This is a genomic window from Bacillus sp. OV166 (assembly GCF_900177675.1).
GTDB lineage: Bacteria > Bacillota > Bacilli > Bacillales > Cytobacillaceae > Neobacillus.
Window position 1 is genome coordinate 6372126 of sequence record NZ_FXWM01000001.1, and the last position, 18255, is coordinate 6390380.

The 18255-nt window shown below is 38.6% G+C and carries 20 protein-coding genes; 12 read left to right on the forward strand and 8 right to left on the reverse strand.

The genetic code is table 11. The features are described 5' to 3' along the window. Positions 1-224 precede the first annotated feature (224 nt). From CCK98_RS31140 to CCK98_RS31150, 3 genes are read right to left on the reverse strand one after another with little or no spacing between them, the layout of a single operon-like run. A complete protein-coding gene (locus CCK98_RS31140; RefSeq protein WP_088090112.1) occupies positions 225-1013 on the reverse strand; it encodes an ABC transporter permease in 789 nt (262 codons plus the stop codon). 2 nt (positions 1014-1015) lie between these two features. Beyond that, the gene (locus CCK98_RS31145) at positions 1016-1915 is read right to left on the reverse strand and encodes an ABC transporter ATP-binding protein (protein WP_088090113.1); all 900 of its coding nucleotides are present in this window, start codon (positions 1913-1915) and stop codon (positions 1016-1018) included. Further along, on the reverse strand, positions 1912-2151 hold the full coding sequence (locus CCK98_RS31150; protein ID WP_088090617.1) for a PLD nuclease N-terminal domain-containing protein: 240 nt from the start codon (positions 2149-2151) through the stop codon (positions 1912-1914). The genes CCK98_RS31145 and CCK98_RS31150 overlap by 4 nt, the downstream gene beginning before the upstream one ends. A gap of 124 nt (positions 2152-2275) precedes the next feature. Between CCK98_RS31150 and CCK98_RS31155 the strand changes: the two genes are divergently transcribed. Beyond that, complete coding sequence (locus tag CCK98_RS31155) at positions 2276-2815, forward strand: transcriptional regulator (protein ID WP_088090618.1); 540 nt, start codon at positions 2276-2278, stop codon at positions 2813-2815. A gap of 212 nt (positions 2816-3027) precedes the next feature. Further along, positions 3028-3540, forward strand: a complete 513-nt coding sequence (locus CCK98_RS31160; RefSeq protein WP_088090114.1) for a DoxX family protein — start codon at positions 3028-3030, stop codon at positions 3538-3540. 120 nt (positions 3541-3660) lie between these two features. Here CCK98_RS31160 and CCK98_RS31165 read toward each other — a convergent pair whose 3' ends face one another. The 3 genes from CCK98_RS31165 to CCK98_RS31175 all read right to left on the reverse strand — a co-directional run bounded on the left by CCK98_RS31165 (position 3661) and on the right by CCK98_RS31175 (position 6217). Beyond that, the gene (locus CCK98_RS31165) at positions 3661-3897 is read right to left on the reverse strand and encodes a hypothetical protein (protein WP_088090115.1); all 237 of its coding nucleotides are present in this window, start codon (positions 3895-3897) and stop codon (positions 3661-3663) included. A gap of 412 nt (positions 3898-4309) precedes the next feature. After that, entirely contained in the window at positions 4310-5806 is a 1497-nt protein-coding gene (locus tag CCK98_RS31170; protein ID WP_088090116.1) for an RNA-guided endonuclease TnpB family protein, read from the reverse strand. 288 nt (positions 5807-6094) lie between these two features. Then, on the reverse strand, positions 6095-6217 hold the full coding sequence (locus CCK98_RS31175; RefSeq protein ID WP_088090117.1) for a YjcZ family sporulation protein: 123 nt from the start codon (positions 6215-6217) through the stop codon (positions 6095-6097). A gap of 328 nt (positions 6218-6545) precedes the next feature. Here CCK98_RS31175 and CCK98_RS31180 point away from each other — a divergent pair, with 328 nt between their 5' ends. Then, positions 6546-7163 carry a DUF47 domain-containing protein gene (locus CCK98_RS31180; protein WP_088090118.1) on the forward strand — a complete coding sequence of 206 codons (618 nt, stop codon included), beginning with the start codon at positions 6546-6548 and terminating at the stop codon, positions 7161-7163. 95 nt (positions 7164-7258) lie between these two features. Here CCK98_RS31180 and CCK98_RS31185 read toward each other — a convergent pair whose 3' ends face one another. Further along, complete coding sequence (locus CCK98_RS31185) at positions 7259-8503, reverse strand: SH3 domain-containing protein (protein ID WP_179195982.1); 1245 nt, start codon at positions 8501-8503, stop codon at positions 7259-7261. A gap of 286 nt (positions 8504-8789) precedes the next feature. Between CCK98_RS31185 and CCK98_RS31190 the strand changes: the two genes are divergently transcribed. The 8 genes from CCK98_RS31190 to CCK98_RS31215 all read left to right on the forward strand — a co-directional run bounded on the left by CCK98_RS31190 (position 8790) and on the right by CCK98_RS31215 (position 16782). Continuing rightward, the gene (locus CCK98_RS31190; protein ID WP_088090120.1) at positions 8790-9218 is read left to right on the forward strand and encodes a hypothetical protein; all 429 of its coding nucleotides are present in this window, start codon (positions 8790-8792) and stop codon (positions 9216-9218) included. A gap of 81 nt (positions 9219-9299) precedes the next feature. Continuing rightward, positions 9300-9524 (forward strand): hypothetical protein, encoded by a 225-nt coding sequence (locus CCK98_RS31195; RefSeq protein WP_142292214.1) that lies wholly within the window; start codon positions 9300-9302, stop codon positions 9522-9524. Between the two features lie 239 nt (positions 9525-9763). Further along, entirely contained in the window at positions 9764-9973 is a 210-nt protein-coding gene (locus CCK98_RS31200) for a hypothetical protein (RefSeq protein ID WP_088090122.1), read from the forward strand. A 488-nt stretch (positions 9974-10461) separates the two neighbouring features. Continuing rightward, a complete protein-coding gene (locus tag CCK98_RS31205; RefSeq protein WP_088090123.1) occupies positions 10462-12216 on the forward strand; it encodes an alkaline phosphatase in 1755 nt (584 codons plus the stop codon). Between the two features lie 264 nt (positions 12217-12480). Next, positions 12481-12990, forward strand: coding sequence for a CBO0543 family protein (locus CCK98_RS36885; RefSeq protein WP_306298980.1), 510 nt, complete (start codon positions 12481-12483; stop codon positions 12988-12990). A gap of 141 nt (positions 12991-13131) precedes the next feature. Continuing rightward, entirely contained in the window at positions 13132-13773 is a 642-nt protein-coding gene (locus CCK98_RS31210; protein ID WP_088090124.1) for a cupin domain-containing protein, read from the forward strand. Between the two features lie 209 nt (positions 13774-13982). Next, positions 13983-14120 (forward strand): hypothetical protein, encoded by a 138-nt coding sequence (locus CCK98_RS35780; RefSeq protein ID WP_168240856.1) that lies wholly within the window; start codon positions 13983-13985, stop codon positions 14118-14120. 1030 nt (positions 14121-15150) lie between these two features. Continuing rightward, positions 15151-16782: an SWIM zinc finger family protein gene (locus CCK98_RS31215; RefSeq protein ID WP_088090125.1), complete on the forward strand. Its 1632-nt coding sequence runs from the start codon at positions 15151-15153 to the stop codon at positions 16780-16782. Positions 16783-16898: 116 nt separating this feature from the next. Here CCK98_RS31215 and CCK98_RS31220 read toward each other — a convergent pair whose 3' ends face one another. Then, positions 16899-17801, reverse strand: a complete 903-nt coding sequence (locus tag CCK98_RS31220) for a PdaC/SigV domain-containing protein (RefSeq protein ID WP_088090126.1) — start codon at positions 17799-17801, stop codon at positions 16899-16901. Positions 17802-17876: 75 nt separating this feature from the next. Between CCK98_RS31220 and CCK98_RS35785 the strand changes: the two genes are divergently transcribed. Beyond that, positions 17877-18023: a hypothetical protein gene (locus CCK98_RS35785; RefSeq protein ID WP_179195984.1), complete on the forward strand. Its 147-nt coding sequence runs from the start codon at positions 17877-17879 to the stop codon at positions 18021-18023. Positions 18024-18255 lie beyond the last annotated feature (232 nt).

An 18255-nucleotide genomic window follows, 5' to 3' on the forward strand; every position in this document is an offset into this window, starting at 1 on the left:
TGACTACATAAATGAAGCACCGTTTACGCGGTGCTTTCTTGTATAATGCCCACAACAAGTCGGACATTTTTGATTATAAGAATTAAGGTATATAAATCGGCAAAAAAAACACACAATAATTTTGGAAGGGAAATATTTATTCAGAAAAAGATTGAACAGCTATTTCATTATAAGAATGGAATCAACCGTTAAAAAAAATAGAGCTATTTATCAGCTCTAAGTTTTTATTCAGGATTAAATTTTTTATTGGCAATCCAATAATTCGTTACCAAGAGTATCAGCAAAATACAAACAATTGTTAGTAGTACATTGACTATTTCGTTAAAATTTACCGAACCTGTGATTAGAGATTCCATTGCATGTTTACTCATACTGGCTGGATTTACATAATCAATTGCTGGATTCAAACCGACGATAATTCTACAACCCAAAAGGTAAACAATTGAAATTAGCGCGATAATACCTTGACTGTGAAAAATAGTACTAATCATTGTTGTAAAAGATACGATATAAAGAACCCATACAAGATAAAATAATAGTGCAGCAATCATGTCTAAAAATGGAACATCTTCGAAAAGATAATTTACGTATAGATAAGAAGAAAGGTATCCAATAGTTACACTAAAAGCTATTATCAAATAATTTGATACAATTTTTCCACCGATATATGAAAAAACAGTAACAGGTCGTGTTAAGATAAAGGCCAACATACCATTTGATTTATCTGATTGAATAATCCCCATCATTGAGATAACAATAATCATAATCCCAAGCTGATCAAATTGGGACCCTAACGTGGTGGCTAGTACTTCTCCTCCTTTTTGAGCTGCCACACTCGGATCAATTGTAATGCCTGTCCCTCCTCCTAACGATTCCAAAATTGATGGCAAGTAATAAGTAACTATTGGCTGAGTTATCCCTAAAAAGAGAAAGACAATCGGCAGCCAAATAACTTTAAAATCACGTACCATTTGAACAAATTCTTTTTTTATTAATACAGTAAAATTATTCAATTTCACACCACCAATTTTAAAAATATTTCTTCTAAAGTATCATTATTGATTTCAAATTTTACGATGTCCACGTCGTGAGAGAGAGCATTCATCAGTAGCATATTTTTGTTTTTTTGGATGTTTTCAACTTTTATTTGGACTTTATTCCCTATGACCTCGACTTCCTTCACATAAGGTAATTTTTTTATCATGCCAATCCATTTTTGATCCTTCGATATGATTTCTAAATTTAATTTATTTTCGTTATTTCGGTTCAACAGTTCAGCGATTGTTGTATCTTCTATTTTTGTTCCATTTTTAATGATTACAAATCGTTCACATATTTCTTCTGCATCGCCTAATATATGGGTTGATAATAAAATAGTAGTATCTTTTTTTATTTCTTCGATCAGGTTTAACACTTCTCTTCGCCCAATTGGATCTAATGCAGATACTGGCTCATCCATGACAATAAGTGAAGGCTTATGTAATAGTGCTTGTGCAATACCAAGTCTCTGTTTCATTCCACCAGAAAATGTACCGACTTTTGAGTTTTCTTCACCTTCTAGTCCGACTTTTGCTAAAATTTCAGGTATCCAGTTTGATAATTCTTCTTTTAGCATTCCAGAAAGTTGACCCATAAACGTAAGAGTTTCTTTCGCTGTCATCCATTGAAAAAAGTTAGGGTACTGTGGTAGGTAACCAATTTCCCTTTTCATTTTCGATATTTTTTTCCCATTCAACAAAACTTCACCAGAGTCTGAATTGATAATATCTGAAATCACTTTTATTAATGTGGACTTCCCTGCCCCATTCGGACCGATTAATCCGACACATTCTCCTGAATTCAGTTCCATCGAAAAATTATTGACAGCAATTTTTCCTTTAAATTTTTTCGTAACATTTTTGATTTCTAATTTCATATGCTCTCACTATCCTTTCTCCCTATGGTGAAGTACAGAATTGGTCCAAGTGTATTGGCAAATAGAATAATTAGCACCCATGGGAGCACATTTTTTCTTGTTTTTCTATGTCGGTATAAATCCATTAAGGCAATTAAAATTAATATCGTACTTACTACAATAACTGGCATTATTATTGGTAGAAAGGCCATAAAATCAATATCCTTTAGGTCACCCAGATCATATTGCATCTTCATTTCCATCATTCCCTTCAATCTCATTCTCATTCTTAATAATGATAACTTAGTTGCAGGTGTGTTGCAATAGCTATTCTCATTATTTATAATGAGATTAAAATTAAACATTGAACGAGGTGAAATTGTGAGTAACAAAATTGACGTTATCATGCATCCAGTAAGAATGAAAATTTGCCAAGCATTAATGAGAAATAAAGAAAATGGACTCACACCCTTAGAAATGGTAAAAATCATTAAAGATGTGCCTCAATCAAGTCTATATAGGCATATACAAACCATGGTGGATTCTGGTGTCATCCACGTTATTAATGAAAAAAAGGTGAAATCTGTTTCCGAAAAATATTATGCTTTAAATGAAGAAGAGGCAAGAATTGACGTAGAGGAATGGAAAAAGGCTTCTAACGAGGAAAAATTAACCTATTTTTCTTATTATCAATTATTACTTATGACTCAATATCAAGATTATCTTAAGAAATTAGGAGAACAAAACTGCCAAGAGGACCTTGCTGCTTTTTCTGTAGTGGAATTAAAGATTGATGAGGAACACTTTATACAATTTCAAAACGAATTAAACGATTTATTGACTAAATACTACAATACTACGAGCAAGAAAACAGAGTCTCCGGTTCGAACAATTGCTTTTACAATTATTCCAGATGCTTAACAGAAGTTATCATTGACCATTATCTAAATGGTTCTAGAATACATTTGTTCTTAAATAACTTGCTCAGTTGGAAGAAGAAGGAAATAGGGATATTGGTCTATCTAACCCCAAAAAACTTAGTACTTTACACTCGTTGACTAAAATACAAGTTTAAACGATAATGATAATCGTTATCAATGATAATAATTATCAATTATTTAGGGGGCTTTATTATGTTTATTAAATTTTTAAAGGAAAATCGTTTTGTCTCACTGCTGCTTACTTTACTTCGACTCTATCTTGGTTGGCAGTGGTTAAATGCTGGTTGGGGGAAAATCTCTAGTGGAAAATTTGATGCAAGCGGCTTTTTGTATGGAGCAGTAAAAAATATGTCCGGTGACCACCCTGCTGTTCAACCTTGGTGGGGAAATTTTTTAAAAGAGGTAGCATTACCATCAGTTGATCTTTTTAATGTAATCGTTCCTTGGGGTGAATTTTTAGTAGGTCTCGGATTAATTTTAGGTATTTTCACGTCATTTTCTATGCTAATGGGGCTTACTATGAACTTTGCTTATATGTTCTCTGGAACAACCAGTACAAATCCACAAATGGTTTTGCTAGGAATGTTTATACTAGTTGCTGGACTAAATGCGGGAAAAATTGGTTTGGATCGATGGTCCATACCGTTTTTAAAAAGATTATTTTTAAAAAAAGCAGAGAAAGAACAATTTCCCCAAAGCGCTTAAAGGTTTTTTGAACAGACCATCAACAAGAGGTGTTGATGGTCTACTTGTTGAATAAACCTGCTTCTTTAGTACAAAAAAGAAAAAGAGCCGCCGAGGCAGCCCTACCTTAGCAGAAGAAAATTACATACTTGTTTCTTTTTCTACTATTCTTTGTTTATGTTCAAGATACCCACTAATTTTTACTGATTTATTTTTATAAATAGAACGCAAATTCATATCAATCAGTGACCCAGCAATTAACCCTAAAAAAACAACGGTTATAGAAAATACATCCGATCTTAAAGCAAAAAACAGAGCCACAACACATAAGGTTATACTAAAGAAAAATTCACTAACTAAAAAATGTATTTTTTCCATATTAGCACACTCCTTAATATTTTTAATAAACTATAAGTTCTTTGATAAACGTCCGTTTCCTTCTTTTTTTTTAATTATCCTACTTCTTTTAAAAAAATAAGTCTTTTCTCCTTGTTGAAGCAAAGCACCCAGTTAGTTAATGGCAGCTCGCTTCAAGTTACTTTGGAAAATCTCAACTGGTACTCTAAAGTATCTAATTGGGAATCCATTTCTGAAGACAAAATCAGCGATTTGCCTAAAAATACGAAAAACGTCTTCTTTATAAGCAAACGTTCTTTGGAGGTAAGACTTTATAAATATTTGGATTGGGTGTAGTAATGAGTATCCCCATAGCTAAAGCTAGGGGTTTCGAAAGAATAGGCTATAAAGCCGCATTGTCTTTACGAGGGCCACCACAAGTCCCGCTACTACATCAGACCGAGGTCTTCAGCTTTGCATTTCTTTTCTTTATGATGATTATTTTTCGTGGGGATTGAAGGAACTGTTTTCTCTCCAGTCCTTCGAAGACATCATTGGTATGTTTACGGACAATATTAAAAGCTCCATTCACATCGGCATGGATCAAAATCTTAGAACCTTTGATTTTGTAAAAAGCTCGACTGCTTCTATACCCGCTAAAATTAGTTTGGTGCTCTTCCCCGTAAGTTGGAATCGGGTCATGATTCAAGAAACTAGACTTGGAGGTATAGCTTTCTTCTCGAACAATGACTTGAATTCCATGTCGCTCTGCTTTGTATCGAATCATTCCTATGAAAGTGGTATATGGGATTTGTATGAAGGTTTGTTTACTAGTCTTTTGCATATCAACCTCCATCTTCCAACCCTTATTTTTTCCAATGATGATCGTATCTATGGTTCTTTCTTTCGCAATCTCCACCACTTTTGCGCTGGCCTTATGTAAAAAATCCATGACTCGATTGTTCCTTTTTCGGTCTAATGAAGTTAATCTTGTGCTGTTAAACTTCCCTTCCTTTGGTCCTTTTCCATTTCGAAGGATACTCATGTTTTTCGCTCTTAATTTGTTATAATATTGATTGATCGATTTTAACCATTTGCCCTTGATAAGCAGAGGCTTTAACCCCGTGTTATCGATGATGGTTGCCAGGTTATCTACGCCCAGATCAATACCCATTACTCGTTTCGGCTCAAATATCCATTCATCTAATTGTTTTTCTGATCGTTTGATCTCTTTTTCCTGTTCACTTTTAAAAACGACTTCCATTACATACCGGCCATAAGTCGGGACAATCCGCACTTGTTGTAGTTTACCATCTATATGTGCGATTTTCCCCAGTTTTAATGTAAGAGGAGTACCTGGTAATGAAAGCACATTTCCACTTTTAATTTTGGTAATTTGATTGGTTAAATAAGAAGTCGTACGTCCATTCTTCGGTTTATACTTAGGAATCTTTGGCTTTCCTGAAAAGCTAGTAGGCATGGTTTTATATTTCTTAGAGGCTTCGAAGAAACTTTTCCAATCATCATATACCTTTTTCATGGTTTGTTGATTGGACTGGGAGGGCATAGAAAGGTAATCGGTTTGTTTCATCACTTTAAACAGTGCTTCTACAAAGTTATAGGGAAGGAATGCTTTCTTTGGATGGGGCATTTTAAATAGATTGGGTTTTGGCTCCAAAACATGGCCATTTTTATCGACTTTTTTAGACTTAGATTTGGCTCTCTCAAAACTTTTTAGACGAATTTTATTCATTTGAGGTAAATGGTCTTGAATATCTGTTAGAACTTGAAGTTGATTTTCATTTCTTGTTTCTTTGTTTAAAGCTGTGTAAACCTGTCTAATATAGTAGTTGGTGATATTGTACAAGTTTTTCGCTTTAAAACAGAGTGAGTCACAGTAGTCGAACAATTCATGTTCCGGCTGAATTTGTATTTTATAGGATCGATACATTTCATTCACCCCATCCTCAATAAGAACAAATGTTCTGTTTATATTCCCATTATATCAAAGAATTTCAAAGAATGTATAGTAAAATTACTTGCATTATCCTAAAAAAACGAACAATAATACAGCTTATATCCCCATATCTAAAGCGAGGGGTTTTACGCTGCTTTTTGATAAGCTAGAGTGTAGCCAAAACCCCCTAACCAATTCATGGACCATACACCTTCATGAGTTATAGTTTCAACCAAAAAAGCCCTTATAGGGCTTTTTTTAGTTAAGAATAATTGTTTTTTCTTAGAAACAGATTACTGCTCCTACGATGATTAACAAGATAAACAATACAACAATTAAAGCAAAGCCGCCGCCATAGCCGATACCGCCGTAGCCACAGCCACCATAGCCACCATAACCAAACATATTATAGCCCTCCTTTAGACTTATTCCTTACAATCTATGTTAAGAAGTTAAGAATGGGAAGGGCTTTTTCACTAGGTCTTTTACGGGACAACTACATTCACTCTTACGAAACCCGCCATATATAGCGAATAGCCCATTTCTTTAAAATCTTAAAACCTAAGAAAAAAACCATTCGGCCATTTTTTGTCGAGTAGATATAGGACGTAAGCCGTTACTTTTGTCCAATGGTTGCATTTATTATAGTAACTGCTTTTAAAAGCGCTTTGATAAAGGTTTTTTAACCATTTTTTAGGAAAATACACTAATTGGACCATGTGGAGGTTATTGAATGGCAGTAAAAAAGAAAGACAAGTTCTTTAATCATTTAAATAACATTTCTTTAAATTTAAAAGAAAGTGCGAACTACTTTGCTGACTACAAGTTAAAAAATGTTAGTGATCTTAAAATTTTTTCCGAAACGATGAAAGAATTTGAATCAAACGGAGATGCCATGGTTCATGACCTGATTAGGGATCTAAATAATGCCTTTATCACTCCATTTGAACGTGAAGATATTTTGGCTCTTTCCATCAGCTTGGATGATATTTTGGACGGTTTATACCATACAGCTGCCCTATTTGAAATGTACTCTATTATTGAAATGGACTATTATACGCTTCAATTTGTTGATGAGATTAAAAATTGTGCCGCGGAAATTGATGCAGCGATTGAACTGCTTTCCACTAAGAAATTGCTTCATATAAGAGAACACGCAATTAAAATTAAAGAAATTGAGTCGAATTGCGACCATATTCTGCGTGCATCCATTAAACATTTGTTTACCGCTGAGCTTGACCCTATCCGAATTATTAAATACAAGCAAATCTATGAAGGTCTAGAAGAAATCGCGAACTGCTGTCAAGCAGTGGCGAATTCGTTTGAAACCATTATTATGAAGAACGCGTAACACGCTTCATCCTCCAGAAAGTATTTGTTCCTCCATATTGCACTATATCCCAAGAAAAAAAGCCTCAAACCTGAGGCTAATTTTTTTGGTACGATTTATTGTAAAGATAGTAAATTCATTTGTTGACCCCTTTTTCCTTCAAGTGTTAGGGTCACTTTTTCCCCTTGATGTTCAAATAATTCATTTAACATGCTGCCTGATGCTTTGGCAGCATACGTGATCCCATTAGATGTGATAAACCGAAACGTTCCTTGAGGGTCCACCCCAGCTATATTTGCTGTAACTTTGATTTGATTCGTAGCCGTTGCTGTTGTGGCAGGGATTTTGATTTCTTGGCCAATTTTCAACTTGGCTGAGTCTACGGTTGGATTTAGTTCTTGAATCGATGAGACCGAGATCGTTAGTGCTTTACTGATTTTTGTAAAATTGTCACCGGGCTTAATCACATACACTGATGGACTTGGCTTTATTGTTGCTGGCAGGTTAGTAGTTAAATAGGTTTCACTCACATACGCTGCTTTGCCTTTGAAACTAATCTGAGCCCAACCATTTATAGATGATTTGACAGAAACAAGATCGTTTAATATTAACGTACCTATTACAGCACTGCTCGTAGAGGCAGCTTCTCTCACTCTTAAGGAAGTGGCCGTTACATACATGGGTTTGGCTTGAGTAATCACTGGTTTCGTCGTTTCTTCTGGTGTAGTAAGATAATTGGCACTCACAAAACAAACTCTTCCTTTGATCAGAATGCCAGCCCAGCCGTTTTCTATGAAGGAGACCTTCACTACATCCCCTTGTATATATTTTCCGATGACACTGCTTTCAGTCGTCGGGTGTGACCGAACATTTAGCGTGGTGGCGGTAACCGTTTTGTTATGTACTTTTGGTAAAAGAATTTTTTTACCGTTAATGGAAGTTCGTCCATTTGCCTCTATGATTTCTTGTGCTGTTACTCCATGTGCGGCAGCAATCTCTTCGATTTTTTCACCGTTTTTTACTTGATATGTATATTCCTGAATAAAGGCTGCATTTGATGTGCTTGCAAAAAAGCTAAGGACGACGGTAAAAATGCCCGTCACGACCAGTTTTTTTACTGGGCTGGTTTGTATCCATTGATTCACCTGTGACACATATGTATTCCAATTGGCACGAATATCTTGTAGGAATCCTTTGACATCTAATACATTTCGAATATCAAAATAATGGACGCGTTGATCATATTCGCGTTTTTCCATCCTTGAAGTGAACTCTGGGACAGGTTTGGGTTGCTTGCTTTTACCGTGAGTTTCTTTCCTGATTCGTGTTAATTCACCATTTACAAATAATTCTTTCGTCATAATAACTTGTTCTCCTATTTCCTGTTTAGGGTCATTCATTTAAGAAAAATGGACGATTCTGTATTTTTATTAAGGTAGACGATCAAGGTTAACACTAAATGTGGCCCATGACAATATACCTCCCCTTTGTATTGTTCGACATTTTCCATCATTTTCTGTCCCAATTTTCGTTAGTTTTTCAGAAATATACGAAAATAATGGAGACTGACTACATCACAATGGCAAATTTTTCAAAGGCATTCCCCTATATATTTGCATACGTATATATAGAATGGAGTGAAATACAGTGAATGCTCAAACAGAAAATACAAAAGAAACCAAGGAAAATAGTAATTCTGACAAGACGGAACTGATTTCACAACTTGAAAAACAAGTCTCCGTTGCCGTCTGGATTCAATTTATTGGTCAGATCATGGAGGCATTTTATTTATCTAAAATTATGTTGATTGATGAGGAAGTCCGATCGGATGCCAATGAAAGACAAATATTACTGGGAGCATGGATTCAAACCATGGGCCAATTTTTAGAAAGTATTGGTACGACGAAACAAGTATTAACGGATGAGGAAAGGCTCACGTTGGAAGCTCAAGAAATCACCAATTTGGGAGATTGGTTACAATCCTTAGGGCTTGTATTAGAAGCAAACGCAGGTACGCAAATTATTCTGGCGGAAAAAAAGAAAGAATTGGAACCGACCGAGGAGTTCTTGCCATAACTGTTATATATTTGTTGAAGTTTGAAGACTTACATTGTTACATGGCTAAACAACTACATTGAAAAAAGGAATGGGTTGGAAATGAATCAATCTGGAATGCTCTTGTTTAATGAAAATGATAAAAGACGGATATTCTTGCATCCTCATGCTTTTTATCACCATTTTTACTATGGGGGACCACATTTCGGCGCCCCTTTCTGGGGAGGGTTTACGGGTGGAATGATGGGCGGCCACCATTTATCCCCATATGGTTACAGTTCCCCTTATTATGGATATGGTTATCCTGGATATTATTCTTATTATTAGTTTAATGACTTTTTTAACTGCCAGGTGCAAGAAATTATAGTTGAAGATGGGGTTGCGGCTGCAACTCCTTTTCTAATTCCACTAACGGCAGTTTAGTTTATTAAGATATCTTCCCTCTGTTTAATTGAGTGCCAGCTCATGGTATAATGAGTAACTTAGGATAATTACTACTTTTACTTAGAATTGAACGGATGCCAAGAAAAGCCTCCGGCAGCGATAAAATATGGAGGTGTAATAGAATGAATAAACGATGGACGATTGGTAAAATTAAAGAATTTGTTGAGAACCATTCAGAAAGTAAGTTGCTAACGACGGAATATCAAGGTTTTTCTCAAAAGTTACTATTTAAATGTGCATGTGGCAGCAACTTTGAAAAAACATTTACGAAATTTAAAAATAATGACCAACGTAAATGTGACGTGTGCCAACCTCCAAAAGCGACACGATAACGTATAGCGAATAAACGAAGTGCCAATTTCTATTAAAGAGAAGTTGGCACTTCGTTTATTTTATAGGGGAATAAAAGTGGATTTCACTAAAGGGCGGTTTAGACAAATATTCCTTTTTTAACTACCGGATGCAAGCGGTAAAGATCGGAGCTGCCCTTTTGGCGGCTTTTCTTATTGGACCAATGGATTAGGATGCTTCTGTCATAAGTTTTCTAAGCTTCGAACGGTATGGTCGTTTGTAAGTTTTTTATTAAGATAATATTTAAAAAAACGGTATGAAATGACTATATAAAATAGATATAAATTGCCGTTGATTGGAAAAAATATAGATTTTATCCCTTTTTAAATCGAAAGTCCTATTCTAAATTAACTGTCTATCGACTACCAGACTATTTTTCTATTTACAATATCTTCATATTCAATTAATAAATCCCATTTATAATCAAAGCCGTGGTAAAGAAATGTAATCTGAGAGGGGAATATGAAGCATGACAAATGAGAGATCTTTGGATCATTTAATAAAGAATTTTAACGAACAAAATTTGCAAAAGAATATTGACCGCCGCAGCTTTCTTCATGGAGCCGGCAAGATTGCGGGGCTGTCCCTAGGGTTGGCTATTGCTCAATCAATGGGAGGATTTAAAGTAGATGCTGCTCCGAATTTCAGCGAATATCCTTTTACTCTTGGTGTTGCTTCTGGCGATCCGCAATCTGGCAGTGTCGTTTTATGGACAAGGTTAGCTCCGGATCCGTTAAATGGCGGAGGAATGCCCTCTCATATCGTTCCCGTCAATTGGGAGCTTGCAACAGATGAAAACTTCCGCAGCGTAATCAAACGAGGAGCAGAACATGCTTCGCCTACCCTCGCCCATTCTGTCCATGTAGAAGTGAGCGGCCTGAAGGCGAATACGGTTTATTATTACCGTTTCAAGACCGGAAATGAACTAAGCCCTGTTGGAAAAACAAAAACCCTTCCTGCCGCAGGTGCCAGTGTAGCAAGCATGACGTTCGCATTCGCTTCCTGCCAGCAGTATGAACACGGGTATTATACTGCATACAAGCATATGGCGAAAGAAGATCTCGATCTTGTGTTCCACGTTGGCGATTACATATATGAATACGGTACGAACGAGTATCTTTCTCCCACAGGCAATGTCCGTGCCCACAAAGGCGATGAAATTATCGCGCTCGAAGATTACCGCACTCGCCATGCCCAATATCGTTCAGATGAACATCTAAAGGCTGCACACGCTGCATTCCCGTGGGTTGTTACATGGGATGACCATGAAGTGGAAAACAACTACGCAAATGTCATTCCAGAAAAAGACCAGTCTGTTGAAGAGTTTATCAAGCGCCGGGCCGCTGCTTACCAGGCTTATTACGAGCACATGCCGCTTCGCAGGTCGTCATTGCCGCACGACGGAGGCATGCAATTATACAGGGATTTCACGTATGGTGATTTGGCGAACTTCTATGTTCTTGATACACGCCAGTACCGTGATGACCAGGCGAATGGTGATGGAACGAAAGCTCATACACCGGAATCCTTGGATCCAAAGCGCACTCTTCTTGGAACAGAACAAGAAAAATGGCTGCTTGGCAATCTAGGAAACTCGAAATCTCATTGGAACGTCCTTGCCCAGCAGATTTTCTTTGCGCAGCGCAAATCCGGAAGCAGCACGGCTCCGAAATACAGCATGGATTCATGGGATGGCTATCCGGCCGCACGAGAGCGCGTTACGGATTTCGTTGCTGGACATAACATCAACAACCTAATCGTCATTACTGGAGATGTCCATGCAAGCTGGGCTTCTAACCTGACAACGGATTACAACAATCCAGACGCTCCGATTTTTGGAGCAGAGTTTGTGGGAACATCGATTACTACAGGAGGAAACGGATCGGATTGGCGTGCAGACACAGCCAAATCTTTAGCGGACAACCCGCACATCAAATTCTTTAATAATTACCGCGGTTACGTTCGCTGCCAGGTCACTCCGCAACAATGGCGTGCAGATTACCGTGTCGTTCCATTCGTAACTGAGCCGGGAGCAGATATTTCAACAAGAGCGTCATTTGTTTATGAGAAAGACCAGAAAGGGATAAAGGAAATTGCAGCCACCACGGTGCCTATGGGTATCAAAATGTCTGCAGAAGTCGAAGAAGACCGCCACAAAGCCCACGCACGTGCGCATGAAATCCAAATGGAGAAAAAGCGCAAACGCGAAGCCGTTCCAAATTAATTAAGATCATACCTGTAGAACAGCAGGCTTTTAATAAGAAGGATACAAAATAGAATCGTCTATTTTGTATCCTTTTTATTTTGAGTCATAATATCGTAGTTATTCCTAGCGTACAAAGATTCAAACTTTGAAATAAGAAATTTTTACGGTATAGATTCAAATATAGTGAAAGAATGGGATTTTTTTGCACCTGTCAGTTGAAGAGACAATAGTAATAATTTTAAGCTTTTTGGTAAATTTTAAAATAAAAACTGTTGAAATTGGGTGTTCCTATTGCGTGTTTTTTTGTGCCTAACTCTGGTACTTTGCTGCTGGAAATTTGGAGATCTAAAAAATTGGAGAAAATATTATCCCACTATTTTATACCTGATTGTAAATAATTTATTATATAGCTTCTTTGTTAACGGAAAATATTTTCTATGGAAGTTGGAACCTGATTTTTTATTAAACCATGCCTTTTCAGTATTAGTTCAAACTTTCATCATTTTCCCATGTATTGTAATACTATTTTTGTCATATTCACCTAATAATCGGAAGAATCAAATAATGTATTTACTAATATCGGTAGCAATTCTTGTTTGTATCGAAGGAATAATGTTTATTGGTGGAAAAATCACCTATCATAACGGGTGGAATTTCTGGTGGTCAATCGCCTTTAATTTCATATGGGTTATTTTGTTGAGATTTCATTACCTTAAGCCGATACCAGCTTGGTTGGTTTCTATTTTATTTACTGCTTTTTTTGTCATTTATTTTCATGTTCCGTTGCCTTAACACAAGTAAACAACGAAAAAAGATTTTTACCGTTGATTTCAGACTTTATAAAAATTTAATACTTAATCACACCGAACTTATTGTAGGTGCATAACATGCCTATATGTTTATTTTGATACCTAATAAGAGGTGAAGAAATTAATGGCTTCCTATATGGATTATACATCTCCATCAACTCAATACACTTTTGACGTAAACAAAAGCCCCCTGTTCATAAAAGATAACCAAAACTATATTAATGTATTAGGTATTAAACAGTTGAATACACTGGAAAATGTGTCTCTGCTGGACATTTTCCTAAGTACTAATAATGTTGTAGAACCGCACTATCACCAAAATGCAGCCGAGCTAGTCTATTGTATTTCAGGTACTGCTACAGTATCCATCCTGAACCCCTTTACAAAACAGATACTCAATTACACGATTACTCCTGGACAAGTGGCGAACGTTCCTCAAGGTTGGTGGCATTATGAAGTAGCTGCGGTTGATAACACTCATCTATTGGCTATTTTTAATGCACCAACTCCAGAAGTAATTTTAGGATCTGACATTTTAAAATTTACTCCTGCAAACATCATGTCGCATACCTATTGTCTTGATGAAACTCAATGGAAACAAGTAACTGCACCTGTAAAACCCTCAACATATATAGGTCCATACAAGGACTGCAACAAAGCAAGAGAAAATATACCTCATCAAAATGTACATCAACCGTATCAACAGCCCCAATATCCACAATACCCACAAACACCATACGCTCCTCAGTATCATCGATATCGGTGATAGCAGAGAGACCATTACAACCATAACTGGGACGAAGACCGCTTCGAATCTTGAAGGGGTCTTTAAATGTTTTTATAGATGGGCTGATCTAACTAATGATGTAGTTAGATTTTTTTGCGATGGGCATACCCCAACTCAAGTTTACTGGTATAAGAGAGTGATAGTTTGGCAATAATGATGATAGTTCCATATTCGAGGGGGTTATGAGGGTGAAGGAGAATAGGTTGTTATTGTCAGAGTTTGCGAGCGAGGAAGGTTTTGAGCTTAACAGCTATCTTACCAGTTTGTTTGAATATTTTTCTAGTTTGACAAAAAATGAAGGTACGAAGATCGAGCCAACCCCTTAATTTGTGAGGAGTGGCTTTTTTTTTGTGTTTATTTTACTGTGTTAGGGGATGAGAATGGGGTTTCAGGCATTTTTGGATTTTATTCTGGCAAACCTCCAAATTGTGGATTCCGCCTACTTGTGGAGGAATTCCGCCGATTTGTGGAGGAATTCAGCCAAACTGCGATGGGATTCCGCCAACTTGGTCAGAGATTCCGCTGATTTCCGGATTTATACTGGCAACCAGTGGATTCATTCCATGGTTCACTGTCCACTTTTCATAGTTTACTGTCCACTTCTTTCACTTTACTGTCCACCTTTGATTTTTACTGACTACTTCTATCAACTTACTGTCCATTTCCCCTATTTACTATCCACTCCCTCCATTCAACCTCAAACTCCCCAAAAAGCCAGGCGCCAGACTGGCTCAGGTAACTTTTTTCTACTTTTTCCATTCGACCACCCTAATTTCAAGACATAAAAGCATTAAGTTACCTTTTTTAATAAAAACACAGCCAACTTTTTACCTTAAGAAAAATTTATCGGCCACTTTCAGGATTTATCGGCCGCTTTGAACATCTTATCGGCCACTTTTTCAATTTATCGGCCACTTTTCGATTTTATCGGCCACTTCAAGCATTTTATCGGCCACTTGTCTGTTTCCTGCTCCAAACCTCCTAGAAAACCACTAAAAAACTAAAAATCCAGGCGTTCATCCTGGATCAGGTTATTGTCTTTCCTTTTTGCAGCGGACCAGCCTAATTTCAAAACCTAAAACCATTAAGTTACCTTTTTTTATTAAAACCCTGCCACAGTCTGAAGTTTGGTGTCAGGCACCACGACGCTGGAAGGAGTATTGGTGTCAGGCACCACGATAATTGCTTTGAGATGAATTGCGGTGCGATGGAGTTTTCGCAAACGTTTCTTATTCGGCGAGGGCGATTTGGGGTTCATTTTTCAAAAATGTGTTTTGGATTGAGGCTTGCCTTCCTCTTTGGGTGAGTTTTTGGGTATAATAGAGGAATATGGATTTTTTGGAGGGGGTTGTGGCTTTGGAGTCGACGCCTGCAAGTGAACGGATTGAGCTTTTTGGGGATCAGGTGCGGGAATTGCTGCACCCGACGGTGACGGAGGATGCGAAGCTTGTTCAGAAGGGTTTGATGATTTACCGGCAAGGGCTGGTGAAGCAGTTACAGATATGGGATAAGCAAATTACGGCGATGGTGCAAGATGTGACGCCTTGTTATGTGAAGTTGAATTTTGAGTTTTTGTCGCAGAGTGAATGCACGTGTCCGACTGAAGGGTTTTGCCGGCATCAGATGGCGGTGTTTTTGAGTGCTTATTCTCGGGTTGGCAGTGTGGCGGATTGGGTCGCTGAATGGCGGGAGCCGGTGCGTGAGTCGAAGGCGGTTTCGGACTGGGGGCTGCAGACGGCGAAGGATTTGATTAAGGCGAATGGGGTGTCGAAGCCGGATTATGGGCGTTGGGTTCATTCGTTTGAGGTGAGTTTTGATACGCTGCTGGCGACGAAGAAGTATACGAGTCCGTATATGATTCCGGAGTTGTTTGGGATTTATGAGCGCCGGATTCATGCGAGTGCGCCGGTTGAGCAGGAGTGGCGTTTGCTGTATGAGTTGGTCGGGATTGTGGTTTCGTTTCGGAAGCTGGCACGGCTGAGTGAGCAGCTCGGGCATGATGAGGATATGGTGAAGCGAGCTTATTTGCATTTGTTCCATAATTTGATGGATGATGCGGAAGAGCTCTCGATGAAGATTGGCGTGCAGTCGCTGCCGTTTGATTTTGATGAGTTTGTCGATAAGTTACGGGAGGATACGTTTGAGCTGTTGACGTGTACGCAGGGGTTGGCGTATGAACGGATATTCTTGTATCGGTTGTTGTGGATTCATTTTTTCAAGAAGAAGGCGTGGCGTGAGGAAGAGCTGTTGAAGATTCAGTCGCGGTTGAAGGGGCTGGAGGATTGGGAGAGCCCTGCGTCGCTGCTGCTCGCTGGGATTCATTTGAATTTCTTGCTTAGCGATGATGAGGCCGCGTTGAAGTTGACGGGTCCGTTTGGCGATGAGGAGATTGCGCCTTATTTGGTGTATTGGATTGAGTATTTGTCGGGGCTGAAGGCGTGGAAGCGGGTTGGCCCGGTGATTGAGTTGTTTTTGCAAAAGGTGAAGGGCTATTTGGAGTGGCTTGGCGGTTATCATAGTTGTGCGACGTTTGTGCGGAATGCACTGCGGGCGGTGGCGCCTTATTGTGCGGAGAGTGACCGGGTGGATTTGTATGAGCGGGCGATGCTTTCGATGCTCCCCTTTAGTTTTGGGGATTATGAGTATGTGTTGTTTGAGCGCGGGCAGTATGATCGCTGGGGTGAGCTGCAGGCGTTTGTGGGCTTGGATTATTATGAGTTGCCGAAGGACCGTTTGAAGCTTGTGGAGAAGGAGCGGCCTGAGGTGCTGCTGGCGATGTTGCATCAGACGGCGCAGCGTGAGATTGATCAGAAGAACCGGGCGAGTTACCGGATGGCGGTGCGGCACTTGAAGAAGCTGCGGACGCTGTATAAGAAGCTGAAACGGGTCGATGACTGGGAGTATTTCTTGGATACCTTGATGGAGCGGACGAAGCGGTTGCGGGCGTTTCATGAGGAGTGTAAACGGAGTAAGTTGATTGAGGGTTGATGGTTTTTTCTTGATAGAGCAAAAGGTGCCAATTCTCGTGGCACCTTTTATTTTTGTTATTTTTACCATGGGGCGGCGGTGCAGGTTCGTTCGAATGTAAATTTGAACTGGGATAGTTACCGTTGAAGCAGGCTAAGTAACAATAACGAGTGTATGTTTTGGGCTATGGCCTGATAGGTGATTTCGAATTCTGCATGGTCCCCTTCTGCATGGCTGACGGGAATGCTGATTCCGAGAGAGTCGCTGGTGAAATAGCTAAATGTGTCGGACTGATTTTCGGTGCCGATATTGTCGAGTGAATCAGCGTTTGTGAGCATGTTTAGTAGGTCGCTTGGGTGTATGCTGTTCAGGATGCCTTGGTGTTCAGGCTTCATGGATTTAGCGTTTTGCTTGAGATTTCCAACGAAGTTTTCATCGATTTTGATCATGTCTTTTAATTGTAGAATAGTTCCCGTTTCGATGTCGATATTGGTTGTATAGTAATGATTATTGGGATGGGCTGCACCGTTCATGTACCCCACTCCTGTGTATTGAATGCTCAGCAGGCTGGGACTTTTGGATTTGATTTCATAATTGATTTCGAGGGTTAGGTCTTGAACCTCGGGCAGGTAGTAGTTTAGTACTTTGATGGCCTCATTTTTTAAAAGTTGATTAATGGTTTTCTCCTTTTGCTGATCGCTTGATTTCGTGAGTTGGGGATAATTTATTTTGATGTTGTTTTCTGTGTAGTTTGCTTTTGTTATTTCGTAGGGATTACTGGATGGACTTGGATTGGTAGGGCTGCTATTGTTGTTATTGTGGTCGGGTGGTTCGGCGGGCTTTACGCCGGGGTTGGTGTCAGGTTTTTCGGCGGTATCGGGCTTAGCATCCGGTTTTTCAGCAGGTTTTTCGTTTGGATTTTCAGTTGCTGGCTCGGGTTGTGCGTCACCACTCGTTTTCGTTTTATCCCCTTGGCTGCAAGAGGTTAACAACAGAAGTAAAAATATTAATAGCGTTATCATGAGATTCTTCTTTCCCATATACGATCTCCTCGTTTTATGCCCTTAATTAATACAATAAAAAATCAAAGCTGAAGCTTCCATTGGTGGGTCCAGATGAAACTAGATTTCGCCATCAATTATATGCCAATTTATTCGTTTTATGTTACTACTGGCGGTTTCCTTTCTCAGGTCATTATCTTTCCGATTATGGAGAACCAGAACTTATTAGGGGGATGGATCCCTGCCGGGGACTACTTTTAAGTTACCTTTTTTAACAACAAACCACGTACAAATATACTACTTACGGAAGAACTTCAAGTCTCGCCCTCCTCTAACCACACTTTTTTGGGTATAATAGAGGATATGGATTTTTATGGAGTAATTTAGATTGTTATTTATGGTGTCAGGCACCGCTCGTGGACACTTTATTGATTTTGTCCATACGGAGCGGACATTTGGTTTGAATTAGCTAGGTTGACTGGTATTGTGGCTT